Origin of the sequence: Streptomyces violens (genome assembly GCF_000717745.1) — a bacterium.
GTDB lineage: Bacteria > Actinomycetota > Actinomycetes > Streptomycetales > Streptomycetaceae > Streptomyces > Streptomyces violens.
The window spans coordinates 127,118-145,051 of the sequence record NZ_JOBH01000007.1 but is presented as its reverse complement, the minus strand read 5'-3'; the positions used below and the strand labels follow the sequence as shown (position 1 = coordinate 145,051).

Here is a 17,934-nt window from a genome sequence, read left to right as displayed (position 1 = left end):
GGTGATTCGTGATGACCATCACTTCCGACGCGGGGAACCGCCCACCGCCGCGTCCCTCGCTTCGCCCCGAGGCCCATGGGCCCGGTACGCTCACCGCCGTGTCACATGCTGATCAGTCCCCCAATGCCCAGCAGGACGGCCCCGGCAAACACCCCGGCCCGCCCCGCCCCGAGCGCGTACGCGCCATCCCGCTCGCGGATCTGGCACACCAGCTGGGCACGGCCGTGCCGGCGGCGGAGGCCGCGGTCACCGGCATCACGCACGACTCCCGCGCGGTACGCCCCGGTGACATCTACGCTGCGCTGCCCGGCGCCCGCTTCCACGGCGCCGACTTCGCCGCGCAGGCCGTCGAGCTGGGCGCCGCCGCGATCCTGACCGACCCCGGTGGCACCGAACGGGCCGCCGCGACGGGCCTGCCGGTCCTCACGGTCGACAACCCGCGGGCCCGGATGGGCGCGCTGGCGGTGTCGATCTACGGCGACCCGGGCGCGGAGCTGCTGCAGATCGGCATCACGGGCACGTCGGGCAAGACGACCACCGCGTACCTCATCGACGGCGGACTCCGGGCCGCGGCCGAGAAGGCCGGCGGGGGCCTGACCGGTCTGATCGGTACCGTCGAGTCCCGCATCGGCGACGAGCGGCTGAAGTCCGAGCGGACCACGCCCGAAGCCACCGACCTGCAGGCGCTCTTCGCGGTGATGCGCGAGCGTGGCGTCCGGTCGGTCGCCATGGAGGTCTCCAGCCACGCCCTGGTACTTGGCCGGGTGGACGGCTGTGTGTTCGACGTGGCGGTCTTCAACAACCTCAGCCCGGAACACATGGAGTTCCACACGGGCATGGAGGACTACTTCCAGGCCAAGGCCCAGCTCTTCACCAAGGCCCGGTCCCGGCTCGGCGTGGTGAATTTCGACGACGAGTACGGCCGCCGGCTCATCGAGGGCGAGTCCGAGGTGCCGGTCACCTCGTTCTCCGCCGAGGGCCACCCGGACGCGCACTGGCGCGCCGCCGACGTCGAGGTCGGCACGCTGGGCTCGACGTTCACCGTGCACGGCCCGGACGGCGTGACCGTACGCGCCGCGTCGCCGCTCGCCGGCCCCTTCAACGTCGCCAACGCGCTCGCCGCCATCACGGCCCTCGTGGTGGCCGGCGTCGACCCGCAGACCGCCGCCGACGGCGTGGCCGCCGTGCCGGGCGTCCCGGGCCGGCTGGAGCGGGTGGACGCGGGCCAGGACTACCTCGCGGTGGTCGACTACGCGCACAAGACGGACGCTGTCGAATCGGTCCTGCGCGCGCTGCGCAAGGTCACCGAGGGCAAGCTGCACGCCGTACTGGGCTGCGGCGGCGACCGGGACCGCAGCAAGCGCATGCCGATGGGTGCCGCGATCGCCCGGCTCGCCGACACCGCGGTGCTGACCAGCGACAACCCCCGTTCCGAGGATCCGCTCGCGATCCTCGCCACCATGCTCGCGGGCGCCGCCGACGTGCCGTCGCACGAGCGCGGCACGGTACTGGTCGAGGAGGACCGGGCCGCTGCCATCGCCGCCGCGGTCGCCCGCGCGGAGCCCGGCGACACTGTCATCATCGCCGGCAAGGGCCATGAGCAGGGCCAGGACATCGCCGGAGTGGTTCGCCCCTTCGACGACCGCCAGGTGCTGCGCGAGGCCATCGAGAGCTCACTGAAGTTGCAGCAGCAGCACGATCACCAGGGATGACACACCGCCATGCGCGCACAACCCCCATCTCGGCATCTCCAGCCCCCGGCCGGAGGTGACCTGTGATCTCCCTGTCCCTCGCCGAGATCGCCGGCATCGTCGGCGGGCGGCAGCACGACATACCGGACGGCTCGGTCCAGGTCGCCGGCCCTGTCGTGATCGACTCGCGGGCCGTGACCGACGGCGCGCTGTTCGCCGCGTTCGCCGGTGAGCGGGTCGACGGGCACGACTACGCCGAGCAGGCCGTGCAGTCCGGCGCGGCGGCCGTACTGGCCACGCGCCCCGTCGGCGTGCCCGCGATCGTGGTCGACGACGTCGTGTCCGCGCTGGGCGCGCTGGCCCGCGAGGTCGTCCGCCGTACCGGCGCGGACGTCGTCGCGCTGACCGGTTCGGCCGGCAAGACCAGCACCAAGGACCTCATCGCGCAGCTGCTGCAGCGCAGCGGCCCGACGGTGTGGCCCGAGGGCAACCTCAACAACGAGATCGGCCTGCCGCTGACCGCGCTGCGGGCCGAGTCCGGCACTCGCCACCTCGTCCTGGAGATGGGCGCGCGCGGTGTCGGCCACATCCGCTACCTCACAGAGCTGACCCCGCCCCGCATCGGGCTCGTCCTCAACGTCGGCAGCGCGCACATCGGCGAGTTCGGCGGCCGCGAGAAGATCGCCGAGGCCAAGGGCGAGCTGGTCGAGTCGCTGCCCGACGCGAGCGAGGGCGGCATCGCGATCCTCAACGCCGACGACTCGTACGTACGTGCGATGGCGTCGCGTACCAAGGCCCGTGTGGTCTTCTTCGGCGAGTCCGCCGAAGCCGACGTGCGTGCCGAGGATGTCCGGCTCACCGACGACGGTCGCCCCGCCTTCACGCTTCACACACCCTCCGGGTGCAGCGCCGTGACCCTGCGGCTGTACGGTGAGCACCACGTGTCGAACGCGCTCGCCGCGGCCGCCGTCGCCCATGAGTCGGGCATGCCCGCAGACGAGATCGCGTCCGCGCTCTCCGAGGCAGGCACGCTCTCCCGCTGGCGCATGGAGGTCACCGAGCGCGCGGACGGCGTGACGGTCGTCAACGACGCCTACAACGCGAACCCCGAGTCGATGCGGGCTGCGCTGCGCGCACTCGTGTCGATGGGCAAGGGGCGGCGTACGTGGGCGGTGCTCGGTCAGATGGCCGAGCTCGGCGAGGAGTCACTCGCCGAGCACGACGCGGTCGGACGGCTCGCCGTCCGGCTCAACGTCAGCAAGCTCGTGGCAGTCGGGGGCAGGGAAGCGGCCTGGCTGCAAATGGGCGCTTATAACGAGGGTTCGTGGGGTGAGGAGTCGGTGCACGTGTCCGACGCACGGGCGGCGGTCGACCTGCTGCGCAGTGAACTGCAGCCGGGAGACGTGGTGCTGGTGAAGGCGTCCAGGTCGGAGGGGCTGGAGCGGGTCGCGGCCGCATTGCTGGACGATGCGGCAGGCAACGGTGCGCAGGGCGGGGCCGCCACCCGATGAACACGATGAAGCAGATCCTCTTCTCCGGAATGATCGGGCTCTTCCTGACCCTGATCGGCACGCCGCTGCTGATCAAGCTGCTGGCCAAAAAGGGTTACGGGCAGTTCATCCGCGACGACGGACCGCGGGACCACCACAGCAAGCGCGGTACGCCCACCATGGGCGGCATCGCGTTCATCCTGGCCACGATCATCGCGTACGCGCTGACCAAGGTGATCACGAGCAGCGACCCCACCTTCTCCGGTGTGCTGGTGCTGTTCCTGATGGCCGGCATGGGCCTGGTCGGCTTCCTCGACGACTACATCAAGATCGTCAAGCAGCGGTCGCTGGGCCTGCGGGCCAAGGCCAAGATGGCGGGCCAGCTGATCGTCGGCATCGCCTTCGCCGTGCTGTCCCTGCAGTTCGCGGATCTGCGCGGGCAGACCCCGGCCTCGGACCGGCTCTCCTTCACCCAGGACTTCGGCTGGCAGATCGGCCCCGTGATCTTCGTGATCTGGGCGCTGTTCATGATCCTGGCGATGTCCAACGGCGTGAACCTCACCGACGGCCTGGACGGCCTGGCCACCGGCGCCTCGGTGATGGTCTTCGGCGCGTACACCTTCATCGGCATCTGGCAGTACCAGGAGTCCTGCGCGAACCAGATCACCGCGGGCCCCGGCTGCTACGAAGTGCGTGACCCGCTCGACCTCGCGGTCGTGGCCTCCGCCCTGATGGGTGCCTGCTTCGGCTTCCTGTGGTGGAACACCTCGCCCGCCAAGATCTTCATGGGGGACACCGGCTCGCTCGCCCTCGGCGGCGCGCTCGCGGGCCTGGCGATCTGCTCCCGTACGGAGCTGCTGCTGGCCATCCTCGGCGGCCTCTTCGTCCTGATCACCATGTCGGTGGTCATCCAGGTCGGCTCCTTCCGGCTCACCGGCAAGCGCGTCTTCCGGATGGCGCCACTCCAGCACCACTTCGAACTCAAGGGGTGGTCGGAAGTCCTTGTCGTGGTCCGGTTCTGGATCATCCAGGGCATGTGCGTGATCGTCGGCCTCGGCATCTTCTACGGCGGCTGGCAGGCCGCCAAGTGAGCGCGCAGGACTTCACCGGGCAGCGGATCACCGTCGCCGGCCTGGGCGTGAGCGGCATCAGCGCCGCCCGCGCCCTGGCCGGGCTCGGCGCGACCGTCACGGTCGTGGACGGCGGGGACGGCGAGAAGCAGCGGGCGACCGCGGCGGAGCTGGAGGCGGACGGTATTGCCGTACGCCTCGGGGACGGCGAGACGCTGCCCGAGGGCACCGAGCTCGTCGTCACCTCGCCCGGCTGGAAGCCGAGCAGCCCGCTCTTCGCGGCCGCGGCCGAGGCGGGCGTGGATGTCATCGGGGACGTGGAGGTCGCCTGGCGGCTCCGCGGCCCCGACGCGGCCCCCTGGCTCGCCATCACCGGTACGAACGGCAAGACGACCACCACGCAGATGCTGGCGTCGATCCTGGCCGCCGAGGGGCTGCGCACCGCGGCCGTCGGCAACATCGGGACGCCCATCATCGACGTGGTGCTCTCCGGCGAGTACGACGTGCTCGCCGTCGAGCTCTCCAGCTACCAGCTGCACTGGGCGCCCTCGCTGCGCGCCCACTCCGCGGCCGTGCTGAACCTCGCCCCCGACCACCTCGACTGGCACGGCTCCATGGAGGCGTACGCCGCCGACAAGGGCCGGATCTACGAGGGCAACACGGTCGCCTGCGTCTACAACGTGGCCGACAAGGCCACCGAGGACCTGGTCCGCGAGGCGGACGTCGAGGAGGGCTGCCGGGCGATCGGCTTCACCCTCGGCACGCCGGGACCCGGCCAGGTGGGCGTCGTCGAGGGCATCCTCGTCGACCGCGCGTTCGTCGAGAACCGGCAGAAGCAGGCCCAGGAGCTGGCCGAGGTCTCGGACGTCAATCCGCCCGCGCCGCACAACATCGCCAACGCCCTCGCGGCGGCGGCGCTCGCACGCGCGTTCGGTGTGCAGCCCGCCTCCGTACGGGACGGTCTGCGGAACTTCCACCCGGACGCGCACCGCATCCAGCACGTCGCGGACGTCGACGGGGTGTCCTACGTGGACGACTCCAAGGCCACCAACACCCATGCCACCGAAGCGTCGTTGGCCGCCTACGAGCACATCGTGTGGATCGCCGGCGGGCTCGCCAAGGGGGCCACCTTCGACGAGCTGGTACAGAAGTCGGCGGCGCGGCTGCGCGGCGCCGTCCTCATCGGCCGGGACCGTGCGCTGATCGCCGAAGCGCTCGCGCGACACGCCCCGGATGTGCCGGTCGTCGACCTCGACCGGACCGACACTGGGGCGATGTCCGAGGCGGTACGGGAGGCCACGCGGCTGGCCCGGCCGGGCGATACGGTCCTGTTGGCACCGGCCTGCGCCTCGATGGACATGTACCTGAACTACAACAAGCGGGGCGACGCCTTCGCCGACGCGGTCCGTGAGCTGGCCGCGCAGGACCAGTAGACCCGTACGTCCCCGCCCGCGTCGTGGACGTGCGGCGCAGCGCATCTGTGGAGGGGACGAGGATGACGGCCCGACCGGCGAAGGAGGCACCGCCGCGCCCGGCGCGGCGGACGCCGCCGCTTCCCCGGCTGCCGCGGCCCGCGGGCCCCATCGGCCAGGCCGGGCCGCGGGGCCTGTACACCCGGCTGAAGCGGGCCTGGGACCGGCCGCTGACGGCGTACTACATCGTCCTGGGTGGCAGCCTGCTGATCATGGTGCTCGGGCTCGTCATGGTCTACTCCGCCTCGCAGATCAAGGCGCTGCAGTCCGGGCTGTCCCCCACCTACTTCTTCCGCAAGCAGCTCCTCGCCGCCGCGCTCGGCGGCGGGCTGATGGTGCTGGCGACCAAGCTGCCGGTCCGGGCGCACCGGGCGCTGGCGTACCCGCTGATCGCCGGCTCGGTCTTCCTGATGTGCCTGGTCCAGGTGCCGGGGATAGGCGTCGCGGTCAACGGCAACCAGAACTGGATCTCGCTCGGCGGACCCTTCCAGCTCCAGCCCAGCGAGTTCGGCAAACTGGCGCTGGTCCTGTGGGGCGCCGACCTGCTGGCACGCAAGCAGGAGCGACGGCTGCTGACGCAGTGGAAGCATCTGCTCGTACCGCTGATTCCGGCCGCTTTCCTGCTCCTCGGGCTCATCATGCTCGGCGGGGACATGGGCACCGCGATCATTCTCACGGCCATCCTCTTCGGGCTGCTGTGGCTGGCGGGGGCGCCCACCCGGCTGTTCGTCGGGGTGCTGGCCGCGGCCGGCGTCATCGGCGCGCTGCTCATCAAGACGAGCGCCAACCGGATGTCCCGGCTCGCGTGCATCGGCGCGACCGACCCGGGCCCGGGCGACCAGTGCTGGCAGGCCGTGCACGGGATATACGCGCTCGCGTCCGGCGGATTCTTCGGATCCGGTCTCGGCGCGAGTATGGAAAAATGGGGTGAACTCCCTGAACCGCACACCGACTTCATCTTCGCCATCACCGGGGAGGAACTGGGACTGGCGGGGACGCTGTCGGTACTCGCCCTGTTCGCGGCTCTAGGCTATGCGGGTATCCGCGTGGCCGGACGCACGGAGGATCCCTTCGTACGGTACGCCGCGGGAGGTGTGACCACCTGGATCACGGCCCAGGCCGTGGTCAATATCGGTGCGGTGCTCGGCCTGCTGCCGATCGCCGGTGTCCCGCTCCCGCTGTTCTCCTACGGAGGCTCCGCCCTGCTGCCGACGATGTTCGCCGTCGGACTCCTGATCGCCTTCGCGCGTGACGAGCCCGCGGCGCGGGCGGCGCTGGCCATGCGGCAGCCGGTATTCGTGAGAATGCCGGCTGGGGTGAGACGGAAGACGATGAGACGGCGCGTCAAGAAGCTGCCGTCCGGAGAGCGGTGAATTTCGGTGCATGTCGTACTCGCCGGTGGGGGGACCGCCGGCCACATCGAGCCCGCGCTCGCCCTCGCGGACGCCCTGCGCAGGCAGGACCCGACCGTGGGGATCACGGCACTGGGCACGGAGCGCGGACTGGAGACCCGGCTGGTACCGGAGCGCGGTTACGAACTGGGGCTGATCCCGGCCGTTCCGCTGCCGCGCAAGCCCACCCCCGAGCTGATCACCGTCCCCGGGCGGCTGCGCGGCACGATCAAGGCCGCCGAGCAGATCCTGGAGCGCACGAAGGCGGACTGCATCGTCGGCTTCGGCGGTTACGTGGCGCTGCCCGGCTATCTGGCCGCCAAGCGGCTCGGCGTGCCGATCATCGTGCACGAGGCCAACGCCCGGCCGGGTCTGGCCAACAAGATCGGCTCGCGGTACGCCAAGTTCGTCGCCGTCAGCACCCCCGACAGCAAGCTGCGTGACGCCCGTTACGTCGGCATCCCGCTGCGCCGCACGATCGCGACCCTGGACCGGGCGGCGGTACGCGCCGAGGCGCGCGCCGCCTTCGGCCTGGACCCGAACCTGCCGACGCTGCTGGTCTCCGGCGGCTCGCAGGGCGCGCGCCGGCTGAACGAGGTCATCCAGGCCGCGGTGCCGAGCTTCCAGCGTGCGGGCATCCAGGTGCTGCACGCGGTCGGCCCGAAGAACGAACTGCCGCAGGTCGACAACATGCCCGGGATGCCGCCGTACGTCCCGGTACCGTACGTGGACCGGATGGACCTCGCGTACGCCGCGGCCGACATGATGCTCTGCCGCGCGGGCGCGATGACCGTCGCCGAGCTGTCCGCCGTCGGGCTGCCCGCCGCGTACGTCCCGCTGCCCATCGGCAACGGCGAGCAGCGGCTGAACGCCCAGCCGGTGGTCAACGCCGGCGGCGGCCTGCTGGTCGACGACGCGCAGCTGTCCCCCGAGTGGGTGCAGGGCAACGTCCTGCCGGTGCTCTCGGACCCGCACCGGCTGTACGAGATGTCCCGCGCGGCCGCCGAGTTCGGCCGCAGAGACGCCGACGAGCTCCTCGTCGGCATGGTCTACGAAGCGATCGCCTCCCGCCGGGGCTGAACCGGCCGGGGGGAAGGGGAGAAACCGTGGCCGGACCGACGACCGCCCGTCGTGGCGAGCAGCATCGAGCGTCGGCCGGCCCGCCCGCCGACTCCGAGGAGGCCGGGGAGCGGCGCCTCTCCGTACTGCGGCGGCTGCGGCCGCCGTGGGCCGGGGAGCGCCGCCCCGGCCGCCCCCGGCGCCGCACGCTCATCGTGGCCACCGTCCTCATAGCGCTGCTGGTCGGCTTTGGTACCTGGGTGCTGTACGGGTCGGACTGGCTCCGCGCGGAGCAGGTACAGGTGCGCGGTACCGATGTCCTGACGGTGCGTGAGGTCGAGGCCGCGGCGGACGTGCCCCTGGGGGACCCGCTGGCCTCCGTGGACACCGACGGTATCGCCGCACGGCTGACCGACCGGCTGCGCCGCATCAAGTCGGTCGAAGTGGAGCGCTCGTGGCCGGACACCATCTCCCTGAACGTGACGGAGCGGCAGCCCGTCCTGGTCGTCCAAAAGGGCGGAAAGTTCCGAGAAGTGGACGACCGGGGCGTGCGCTTCGCCACCGTCGGTATCGCGCCGCGCGATGTACCCCGGCTGGAAATGGACGCGGCCGATTCGCCGAGCCTGCGCCGTTTCGGTATCCCTGCTCTGAACCGCGCGGCGGTGAAGGTCGCCACCGCGCTTCCCGATACGGTCGGCAAGGACGTGCGCGTCATCCGCGTACGTTCGTACGACTCGATCACCCTGGAGCTGACCGGCGGACGCCGGGTCGAGTGGGGCAGTGAGGAACACGGCACGGAAAAGGCCAAGGTACTCCGCGCGCTGCTGAAAGCGGCGCGTGATGCGCACCACTTCGACGTCAGCGTCCCCAGTGCGCCTGCCGCGTCCGGGAGTTGACGTACGTACGCGCAGGCCAGCACCCTGGATGGCTACCACTACGGGTGATCACATAGGGTGAAAAGAAAAACGGGAGGTTCGGCGTGTTCGTTGAACGTGCGCCGCTTGTCGACTTAGTGTCTCGTTCCAAAGAACCCAGGGAACACAGGCACTGGTAACCCTAAACTTCAACGTTAGGGTTCGGGTCGGCAATACGGACCGTCCCATCGGCATCAGTCGTTGTCCACAGCACATGTGAGGCACCGACACGTAACTCGAGGCGAGAGGCCTTCGACGTGGCAGCACCGCAGAACTACCTCGCAGTCATCAAGGTCGTCGGCATCGGCGGCGGTGGCGTGAACGCCATCAACCGGATGATCGAGGTCGGGCTCAAGGGCGTCGAGTTCATCGCGATCAACACCGATGCGCAGGCGTTGCTGATGAGCGACGCCGACGTCAAGCTCGACGTCGGCCGTGAGATGACGCGTGGCCTCGGCGCCGGCGCAAACCCGGACGTGGGCCGCAAGGCGGCCGAAGACCACCGCGAGGAGATCGAGGAGGTCCTCAAGGGGGCCGACATGGTCTTCGTGACCGCGGGTGAGGGCGGCGGCACCGGCACGGGCGGCGCGCCCGTGGTCGCCAACATCGCGCGCTCGCTGGGCGCCCTGACGATCGGTGTGGTCACCCGGCCGTTCACCTTCGAGGGCCGCCGCCGCGCCAACCAGGCCGAGGACGGCATCGCGCAGCTGCGCGAAGAGGTCGACACCCTCATCGTGATCCCCAACGACCGGCTGCTGTCCATCTCGGACCGCCAGGTGAGCGTTCTTGACGCGTTCAAGTCCGCCGACCAGGTGCTGCTCTCCGGTGTCCAGGGCATCACCGACCTGATCACCACCCCGGGCCTGATCAACCTCGACTTCGCCGACGTGAAGTCCGTGATGTCCGAGGCCGGCTCGGCCCTCATGGGCATCGGCTCCGCACGCGGCGACGACCGCGCGGTGGCGGCCGCCGAAATGGCCATCTCCTCGCCGCTGCTGGAGGCGTCCATCGACGGCGCCCGCGGCGTGCTGCTCTCCATCTCCGGCGGCTCCGACCTCGGTCTCTTCGAGATCAACGAGGCGGCCCAGCTGGTCAGCGAGGCGGCCCACCCGGAAGCCAACATCATCTTCGGTGCGGTCATCGACGACGCGCTCGGCGACGAGGTCCGCGTGACCGTCATCGCCGCGGGCTTCGACGGCGGTCAGCCGCCGGCCCGCCGCGAGAACGTCATCAGCTCGTCCTCCTCCGGCAAGCGCGAGGAGCCGGCCGCGCCGGTGAGCCGTCCGGCCGCGCCCCCGGAGCCCCGCCCGGCCTTCGGCGGCCTCGGCGCCGTCCCGGTGCGGGACGAGGAGCCGGCCCCGGTCGAGCCGGCGCCGGTCAGCGAGGCCCCGGCACCGCCCCCGGTCGCCCCCCAGGTCCCCCCGGCCCGTCCGTACACGGACACCACGGCCGAGGAGCTGGACGTCCCGGACTTCCTGAAGTAGCCGAAGACACGCAGTGATAGGGCAGCAGCACGATGTGCTGACGAACGATGCGAGCGGCGCGCGCTTCGCCTTCACCGACCGGTGGGGTGGGGTGAGCGCCGCTCCGTATGCCGAGCTCAACCTCGGCGGCGCCGTGGGCGACGACCCACAGGCGGTACGGACCAATCGCGAGCTGACGGCCAAGTCCCTCGGACTGGACCCGGCCGATGTGGTCTGGATGAACCAGGTGCACGGGCGCGACGTGGCGGTCGTGGACGGGCCGTGGCGGGACGGAACCGAGGTTCCCTGCGTGGACGCGGTGGTGACGGCCCGTCGGGGCCTCGCCCTCGCCGTCCTCACCGCCGACTGCACCCCCGTCCTCCTCGCCGACCCGGTCGCCGGGGTGGCGGGAGCCGCGCACGCCGGACGGCCCGGGCTGGTGGCCGGGGTCGTACCGGCCACGGTCGAGGCGATGTCCGCCCTCGGGGCCGACCCCGAGCGGATCGTCGCGTACACCGGCCCCGCGGTCTGCGGGCGCTGTTACGAGGTGCCGGAGGCGATGCGCGCCGAGGTCGCCGCCGCGGTGCCCGAGGCGTACGCGACCACCTCCTGGGGGACCCCGGCGGTGGACGTGGTGGCCGGGGTGGCCGCCCAACTCGCCCGGTGCGGCGTGCGGGTGCGTGAACATTCCCACATCTGCACGCTGGAATCGGCGGACCATTTCTCGTACCGGCGCGACCGCACAACGGGGCGGCTCGCGAGTTATGTATGGCTGGACGGCTGAGCTGTGACGGACCGTAGAACGGAACTGGCCGAGAACCTGGCCCGGGTGGAGGATCGTATCTCCGCCGCTTGTGCCAAAGCCGGTCGCAATCGTGATGATGTGACCCTGATTGTGGTCACAAAGACCTACCCGGCGAGTGATGTCCGTATCCTTTCGGAATTGGGCATCCGGCACGTCGCGGAGAACCGCGACCAGGACGCGGCGCCCAAGGCGGCCGCTTGCTCGGATTTGCCGCTTACTTGGCATTTCGTCGGCCAATTGCAGACAAATAAAGTCCGGTCTGTGGCCAGTTACGCGGATATCGTGCAGTCCGTGGACCGGGTCAAGCTCGTCACCGCGCTCTCCAAGGAGGCCGTACGTGCCGGGCGCGAGCTGGACTGCCTGATCCAGGTGGCACTTGACGCCGAGTCGGGGGACGCCGGGCGGGCGGGCGGGAGCCAGAGGGGCGACCGCGGCGGCGTCGGTCCGGACGGGGTGGCGGCGCTGGCCGACGCGGTGGCGGCGGCCGAAGGGCTGCGGCTGGGCGGCCTGATGACGGTCGCTCCGCTGGCAGGGCAGTACGCGGGCCGGCCGCGGGCGGCTTTCGACCGGCTGGCGGAAATCGCATCCGGCCTGCGCGCGGGTCATCCTGCTGCGAAAATGGTGTCGGCAGGAATGAGTTCGGATCTCGAGGACGCGGTGGCCGCCGGTGCGACACATGTCCGCGTGGGCACTGCGGTACTCGGAGTCCGACCACGGCTCGGGTAACGTCGCGAAGCAAGTCGGACCACAGCACAAAATATGGTCATTACCGTCAAAAGACGGGCAGGCCGAGTGGATCCAAGGCGACCGGTGACGGAGCCGATCCACCACAGAGCGGAGGACGCAGAGAATGGCCGGCGCGATGCGCAAGATGGCGGTCTACCTCGGCCTCGTGGAGGACGATGGGTACGACGGCCGGGGCTTCGACCCCGACGACGACTTCGAGCCCGAACTCGACCCGGAGCCCGAGCCGGAGAGGCGGCAGCAGCACCAGCCGCCCACCGAAGCACGCCCCGAACGGGACGAACCGGCACGAGTCGTATCGCCGCCGGCGCAGCGCGAGTCCCCGCCAGTCGGTACGGAAAACGGACGACCCGCCCGAATCGCCCCCGTGGCGTCCATCACACCCGAACGTCCGAATCTGGAGAAGAACGCACCGGTGATCATGCCCAAGGTTGTGTCCGAGCGGGAGCCGTACCGCATCACCACACTGCACCCCCGGACCTACAACGAAGCCCGTACCATCGGGGAACACTTCCGTGAGGGCACTCCGGTGATCATGAATCTGACGGAGATGGACGACACGGACGCGAAGCGACTTGTCGACTTTGCGGCCGGGTTGGTGTTCGGTTTGCACGGGAGCATCGAGCGGGTGACACAGAAGGTGTTCCTGCTGTCTCCTGCTAACGTCGATGTCACGGCGGAGGACAAGGCCCGTATCGCAGAGGGCGGGTTCTTCAACCAGAGCTGAGACGCAACACCGGGCACACCGAGGCCGTAGGGCCGACACAGGCAAGGGGAGAGGGAAGCGCGAGATGGGCATCGCACTGCAGGTGATCTATATCGCGCTGTACTGCTTCCTCATTGTGTTGATCTTCCGGCTGGTGATGGACTACGTGTTCCAGTTCGCCCGTTCATGGCAACCCGGCAAGGCGATGGTGGTCGTACTGGAGGCCACTTACACTGTCACTGATCCGCCACTCAAGCTTCTGCGGCGTGTCATACCGCCGCTGCGTCTCGGGGGCGTGGCGCTCGACCTGTCCTTCTTCGTACTGATGATCATCGTCTACATCCTGATCACCGTCGTGAGCCGGCTGTGAACGATACGGTCTTGCCGATTGCCGACGACTACGTTGAGGTGAAGAAGAGATGCCGTTGACCCCCGAGGACGTGCGGAACAAGCAGTTCACGACCGTCCGCCTCCGAGAAGGCTATGACGAGGACGAGGTCGATGCCTTCCTCGATGAGGTCGAAGCGGAGCTGACGCGTCTGCTCCGGGAGAACGAGGACCTGCGCGCCAAGCTGGCCGCCGCCACTCGTGCTGCCGCCCAGAGTCAGCAGCAGCAGGGGATGCGCAAGCAGCAGGAGCAGCAGGACGGTCCGCCGCAGCAGCAGCGGCCCGGTGCCCCTGTGCCCGCCGCCATATCGGGTCCGCAGCCGGTCCCGCCCGGCCAGCAGCAGGGGATGGGTGGCCCGCCCCAGCTGCCCGGCGGTGCACCGCAGCTGCCCGCAGGTCCCGGTGGCCACGGTCCCGGTCCGCAGGGCCCGCACGGCGGCCAGATGGGCCCCGGCGGTCCCATGGGCGGCCCGATGGGTGGTCCGCAGGGCGGCCCGCAGCTCCCGCAGCCGGGCGGCCAGGGCGGCCCGGGCGGTGACAGCGCCGCGCGCGTGCTGTCGCTGGCGCAGCAGACCGCCGACCAGGCGATCGCGGAGGCCCGTTCCGAGGCCAACAAGATCGTCGGCGAGGCGCGCAGCCGCGCCGAGGGCCTGGAGCGGGACGCCCGCGCCAAGGCCGACGCGCTGGAGCGGGACGCGCAGGAGAAGCACCGTGTCGCGATGGGCTCCCTGGAGTCCGCCCGCGCCACGCTGGAGCGCAAGGTCGAGGACCTGCGCGGCTTCGAGCGCGAGTACCGCACGCGACTGAAGTCGTACCTGGAGAGCCAGCTGCGCCAGCTGGAGAACCAGTCCGACGAGTCGCTCGCCCCGCCGCGGACCCCGGCTGCCGCTTCGCTGCCGGCGTCCCCGTCGATGGCGTCGGCCGGTGCCGGCTCCATGGGCGGCGGCTCCAGCCACACCATGGGCGGCAACCAGTCCATGGGCGGCCACGGCGGCTCGAACGGCAGCAACGCCCCGTCGTACGGCGGTCAGCAGCAGATGTCGCCCGCCATGACCCAGCCGATGGCGCCGGTCCGGCCGCAGGGCCAGCAGCAGATGCAGCAGGCTCCGTCGCCGATGCGTGGCTTCCTCATCGACGAGGACGACAACTAGGACGCTGTCGCGTCGGGCGTCCGATCGGGCGCGCGCCGGCGCGGTGGGCACAGTCGGCAATCAGGGCCGGGCCCCTGGGGATTTTCCCCGGGGGCCCGGCCCTTTCGCCTTCGGCGTGGGCCGATGTTCGCCGTTGGCGGTCAGGCTGACGGCGGGCTGCGGCGCCGTTTGGTTGCTCGCGCAGTTCCCCGCGCCCCTGATGTGCCGAGGCCCCCGGTTCGCTCGAACCGGGGGCCTCGGTGTGTCGTTCGTACGGGCCGGGGCGGCCCGTGGGGGTTATGCCTTGCGCAGCCGGAACGTCAGCGACAGTGCCTCGTCCGTGAACGGCTCGCCGTATGTGTCGTCCGCGTCACCCGCAGAGAAGTCCGTTGCCAGGACCTCGTCGGAGATCAGGGCCGCGTGGTCGGTCAGGGCCGTGCGGACCTCTTCGTCGTCCGAGGTCCAGCGGAGGGCGATCCGGTCCGCGACGTCCAGGCCGCTGTTCTTGCGGGCCTCCTGGATCAGGCGGATCGCGTCGCGGGCGAGGCCCGCGCGGCGCAGCTCCGGGGTGATCTCCAGGTCCAGGGCGACGGTCGCGCCCGAGTCGGAGGCCACCGACCAGCCCTCGCGCGGGGTCTCGGTGATGATCACCTCGTCCGGCGCCAGGGTGACCGTCTCGCCGTCGACCTCGACCGAGGCCGTGCCCTCGCGCAGCGCCAGCGACAGGGCCGCCGCGTCCGCGTCGGCGATGGCCTTGGCGACCGCCTGGACGCCCTTGCCGAACCGCTTGCCCAGTGCACGGAAGTTGGCCTTGGCCGTGGTGTCGACCAGCGAGCCGCCGACCTCGGAGAGCGAGGCCAGGGAGCTGACGTTCAGCTCCTCGGTGATCTGGGTGCGCAGCTCGTCGTCGAGCGTCTCGAAGCCGGCCGCGGCGACCAGCGCGCGGGACAGCGGCTGGCGGGTCTTCACGCCGGACTCGGCACGCGTGGCGCGGCCCAGCTCGACCAGCCGGCGGACCAGGACCATCTGCGCGGAGAGCGTCGGGTCGATCGCCGAGGTGTCCGCCACCGGCCAGGAGGACAGGTGGACGGAGTCCGGCGCGTCCGGGGTGACCGGGACGACCAGGTCCTGCCAGACCCGCTCGGTGATGAAGGGGGTCAGCGGGGCCATGAGACGGGTGACCGTCTCGATGACCTCGTGGAGGGTGCGCAGGGCCGCCGGCTCGCCCTGCCAGAAGCGGCGGCGGGAGCGGCGTACGTACCAGTTCGAGAGGTCGTCGACGAAGGCGGAGAGCGCCTTGCCCGCGCGCTGGGTGTCGTACGACTCCAGCGCCGTGGTGACCTCCTCGACCAGCGAGTTCAGCTCGCCGAGCAGCCAGCGGTCCAGGACCGGGCGGTCGGCCGGCGCCGGGTCGGACGCGCTCGGCGCCCAGCCGGTCGTGCGCGCGTACAGCGCCTGGAACGCGACGGTGTTCCAGTACGTCAGGAGCGTCTTGCGGACGACCTCCTGGATCGTGCCGTGACCGACGCGGCGCGCGGCCCACGGGGAGCCGCCGGCGGCCATGAACCAGCGCACCGCGTCCGCGCCGTGCTGGTCCATCAGCGGGATCGGCTGGAGGATGTTGCCCAGGTGCTTGGACATCTTCCGGCCGTCCTCGGCGAGGATGTGGCCCAGGCAGACGACGTTCTCGTACGAGGACTTGTCGAAGACGAGCGTGCCGACCGCCATCAGCGTGTAGAACCAGCCGCGGGTCTGGTCGATGGCCTCGGAGATGAACTGCGCCGGGTACCGCTTCTCGAAGAGGTCCTTGTTGCGGTACGGGTAGCCCCACTGCGCGAACGGCATCGAACCCGAGTCGTACCAGGCGTCGATGACCTCGGGGACGCGCACGGCCTCCGCCGAGCACCCCTCGTGGGAGCAGGTGAAGGTGATGTCGTCGATGAAGGGGCGGTGCGGGTCCAGGCCGGTCTGGTCCGTGCCCGTCAGCTCCGTCAGCTCGGCGAGCGAGCCGACGCAGGTGAGGTGGTTCTCCTCGCAGCGCCAGATGGGCAGCGGGGTGCCCCAGTAGCGGTTCCGGGACAGCGCCCAGTCGATGTTGTTGTTCAGCCAGTCGCCGAAGCGGCCGTGCTTGACCGACTCCGGGTACCAGTTGGTGTTCTCGTTCTCCCGCAGCAGCGCGTCCTTGACGGCCGTGGTGCGGATGTACCAGGACGGCTGGGCGTAGTACAGCAGCGCCGTGTGGCAGCGCCAGCAGTGCGGGTAGCTGTGCTCGTACGCGACATGACGGAACAGCAGGCCGCGCGCGTCCAGGTCGGCGACCAGCGCCTCGTCGGCCTTCTTGAAGAACTGCCCGCCGACCAGGGCGAGGTCCTCCTCGAAGGTGCCGTCGGGGCGGACCGGGTTCACGACCGGCAGGCCGTAGCCCTTGCAGGTCTTGAGGTCGTCCTCACCGAAGGCGGGCGCCTGGTGGACCAGGCCCGTGCCGTCCTCGGTGGTGACGTAGTCGGCGTTGACGACGAAGTTGGCGCCTTCGAGCTCGACCAGGCCGAACGGGCGCTCGTACGCCCAGCGCTCCATCTCGCGGCCGGTGAAGGTCTGCCCGGTGGCCGTCCAGCCCTCGCCCAGCGCCTTCTCGACGAGCTGCTCGGCGACGACCAGCTTCTCGTTGCCGTCGGTGGCGACGACGTACGTGACGTCCGGGTGCGCGGCGACCGCGGTGTTGGAGACCAGCGTCCAGGGCGTGGTCGTCCAGATCAGCAGCGCCGCCTCGCCGGCCAGCGGGCCGGAGGTCAGCGGGAGGCGGACGTAGACAGAGGGGTCGACGACCGTCTCGTACCCCTGGGCCAGCTCGTGGTCCGAGAGGCCGGTGCCGCAGCGCGGGCACCAGGGGGCGACGCGGTGGTCCTGGACCAGCAGGCCCTTCTTGAAGATCTCCTTCAGCGACCACCACACCGACTCGATGTAGTCGGAGTCCATCGTGCGGTACGGGGCGTCGAGGTCGGTCCAGTAGCCCATACGGGTGGTGAGCTCGGCGAAGGCGTCCGTGTGGCGGGTCACCGACTCGCGGCACTTGGCGTTGAACTCGGCGATGCCGTACGCCTCGATGTCCTTCTTGCCGTTGAACCCCAGCTCCTTCTCCACGGCCAGCTCGACCGGGAGGCCGTGGCAGTCCCAGCCGGCCTTGCGGCCGACGTGGTAGCCCTGCATGGTCCGGAAGCGGGGGAAGACGTCCTTGAAGACGCGGGCCTCGATGTGGTGCGCGCCGGGCATGCCGTTCGCCGTGGGCGGGCCCTCGTAGAACACCCACTCCGGGCGTCCCTCGGACTGCTCGAGAGTGCGCGCGAAGACCTTCTGTTCCTGCCAGAAGTCGAGCACGGCGTGCTCAAGAGCGGGCAGGTCCACCTGCGCGGGCACCTGGTTGTACTGGGGTGTGGGACTCATCGGGGGCTTCCTCCGGCGGACACCGCTTGCGTTCTCCGACCGGAGGGACGAGAGCTGCTGCTCCCGCGGTACCACCCTCCTTGGCCGAGAAGGAACTCCTCGGCCCCCTCATTGGGGTCGCGATGCCGGGTCTAGTGACACCCAGGGGACTCCTGGGGCGTTCTTCCGGCG

At 70.6% G+C, this 17,934-nt stretch carries 14 protein-coding genes; 13 read left to right on the top strand and 1 reads right to left on the bottom strand.

Translation table 11 applies throughout. The annotated features are described in order from the left end of the window. Positions 1-8 precede the first annotated feature (8 nt). From IF04_RS0115285 to IF04_RS0115225, 13 genes are all read left to right on the top strand, one after another. Entirely contained in the window at positions 9-1,712 is a 1,704-nt protein-coding gene (locus IF04_RS0115285; RefSeq protein ID WP_030256545.1) for a UDP-N-acetylmuramoyl-L-alanyl-D-glutamate--2,6-diaminopimelate ligase, read from the top strand. Between the two features lie 62 nt (positions 1,713-1,774). Beyond that, a complete protein-coding gene (locus IF04_RS0115280; protein WP_030256542.1) occupies positions 1,775-3,202 on the top strand; it encodes a UDP-N-acetylmuramoyl-tripeptide--D-alanyl-D-alanine ligase in 1,428 nt (475 codons plus the stop codon). 5 nt (positions 3,203-3,207) lie between these two features. Then, a complete protein-coding gene (gene mraY / locus IF04_RS0115275) occupies positions 3,208-4,272 on the top strand; it encodes a phospho-N-acetylmuramoyl-pentapeptide-transferase (RefSeq protein ID WP_030256539.1) in 1,065 nt (354 codons plus the stop codon). Then, positions 4,269-5,684: a UDP-N-acetylmuramoyl-L-alanine--D-glutamate ligase gene (gene murD, locus IF04_RS0115270; RefSeq protein ID WP_030256536.1), complete on the top strand. Its 1,416-nt coding sequence runs from the start codon at positions 4,269-4,271 to the stop codon at positions 5,682-5,684. Before mraY ends, murD begins: the two co-directional genes overlap by 4 nt. 62 nt (positions 5,685-5,746) lie before the next feature. Continuing rightward, on the top strand, positions 5,747-7,096 hold the full coding sequence (gene ftsW, locus IF04_RS0115265; protein WP_030256532.1) for a putative lipid II flippase FtsW: 1,350 nt from the start codon (positions 5,747-5,749) through the stop codon (positions 7,094-7,096). A 6-nt stretch (positions 7,097-7,102) separates the two neighbouring features. After that, on the top strand, positions 7,103-8,194 hold the full coding sequence (gene murG / locus IF04_RS0115260; protein WP_030256530.1) for an undecaprenyldiphospho-muramoylpentapeptide beta-N-acetylglucosaminyltransferase: 1,092 nt from the start codon (positions 7,103-7,105) through the stop codon (positions 8,192-8,194). Positions 8,195-8,220: 26 nt separating this feature from the next. Next, a complete protein-coding gene (locus IF04_RS0115255; RefSeq protein ID WP_030256528.1) occupies positions 8,221-9,069 on the top strand; it encodes a cell division protein FtsQ/DivIB in 849 nt (282 codons plus the stop codon). A 275-nt stretch (positions 9,070-9,344) separates the two neighbouring features. Continuing rightward, positions 9,345-10,571, top strand: coding sequence for a cell division protein FtsZ (gene ftsZ, locus IF04_RS0115250; protein ID WP_030256526.1), 1,227 nt, complete (start codon positions 9,345-9,347; stop codon positions 10,569-10,571). A 13-nt stretch (positions 10,572-10,584) separates the two neighbouring features. Next, a complete protein-coding gene (pgeF, locus tag IF04_RS0115245; protein WP_030256523.1) occupies positions 10,585-11,334 on the top strand; it encodes a peptidoglycan editing factor PgeF in 750 nt (249 codons plus the stop codon). 3 nt (positions 11,335-11,337) lie between these two features. Next, positions 11,338-12,081: a YggS family pyridoxal phosphate-dependent enzyme gene (locus IF04_RS0115240; RefSeq protein ID WP_030256520.1), complete on the top strand. Its 744-nt coding sequence runs from the start codon at positions 11,338-11,340 to the stop codon at positions 12,079-12,081. 124 nt (positions 12,082-12,205) lie between these two features. Beyond that, complete coding sequence (locus IF04_RS0115235; RefSeq protein ID WP_030256518.1) at positions 12,206-12,826, top strand: cell division protein SepF; 621 nt, start codon at positions 12,206-12,208, stop codon at positions 12,824-12,826. A 64-nt stretch (positions 12,827-12,890) separates the two neighbouring features. Beyond that, positions 12,891-13,175, top strand: coding sequence for a YggT family protein (locus tag IF04_RS0115230; protein WP_030256516.1), 285 nt, complete (start codon positions 12,891-12,893; stop codon positions 13,173-13,175). 49 nt (positions 13,176-13,224) lie between these two features. Further along, the gene (locus IF04_RS0115225; RefSeq protein ID WP_030256514.1) at positions 13,225-14,343 is read left to right on the top strand and encodes a DivIVA domain-containing protein; all 1,119 of its coding nucleotides are present in this window, start codon (positions 13,225-13,227) and stop codon (positions 14,341-14,343) included. A gap of 276 nt (positions 14,344-14,619) precedes the next feature. Here IF04_RS0115225 and ileS read toward each other — a convergent pair whose 3' ends face one another. After that, complete coding sequence (ileS, locus tag IF04_RS0115220; RefSeq protein WP_030256510.1) at positions 14,620-17,763, bottom strand: isoleucine--tRNA ligase; 3,144 nt, start codon at positions 17,761-17,763, stop codon at positions 14,620-14,622. Positions 17,764-17,934 lie beyond the last annotated feature (171 nt).

Excerpts from the sequence above, each read along its gene's own strand:
- mraY (WP_030256539.1), top strand. The coding sequence starts at position 3,208 with ATGAAGCAGATCCTCTTCTCCGGAATGATCGGGCTCTTCCTGACCCTG.
- ftsW (WP_030256532.1), top strand. The coding sequence starts at position 5,747 with ATGACGGCCCGACCGGCGAAGGAGGCACCGCCGCGCCCGGCGCGGCGG.
- IF04_RS0115235 (WP_030256518.1), top strand. The coding sequence starts at position 12,206 with ATGGCCGGCGCGATGCGCAAGATGGCGGTCTACCTCGGCCTCGTGGAG.
- IF04_RS0115230 (WP_030256516.1), top strand. The coding sequence starts at position 12,891 with ATGGGCATCGCACTGCAGGTGATCTATATCGCGCTGTACTGCTTCCTC.
- IF04_RS0115225 (WP_030256514.1), top strand. The coding sequence starts at position 13,225 with ATGCCGTTGACCCCCGAGGACGTGCGGAACAAGCAGTTCACGACCGTC.
- ileS (WP_030256510.1), bottom strand. The coding sequence starts at position 17,763 with ATGAGTCCCACACCCCAGTACAACCAGGTGCCCGCGCAGGTGGACCTG.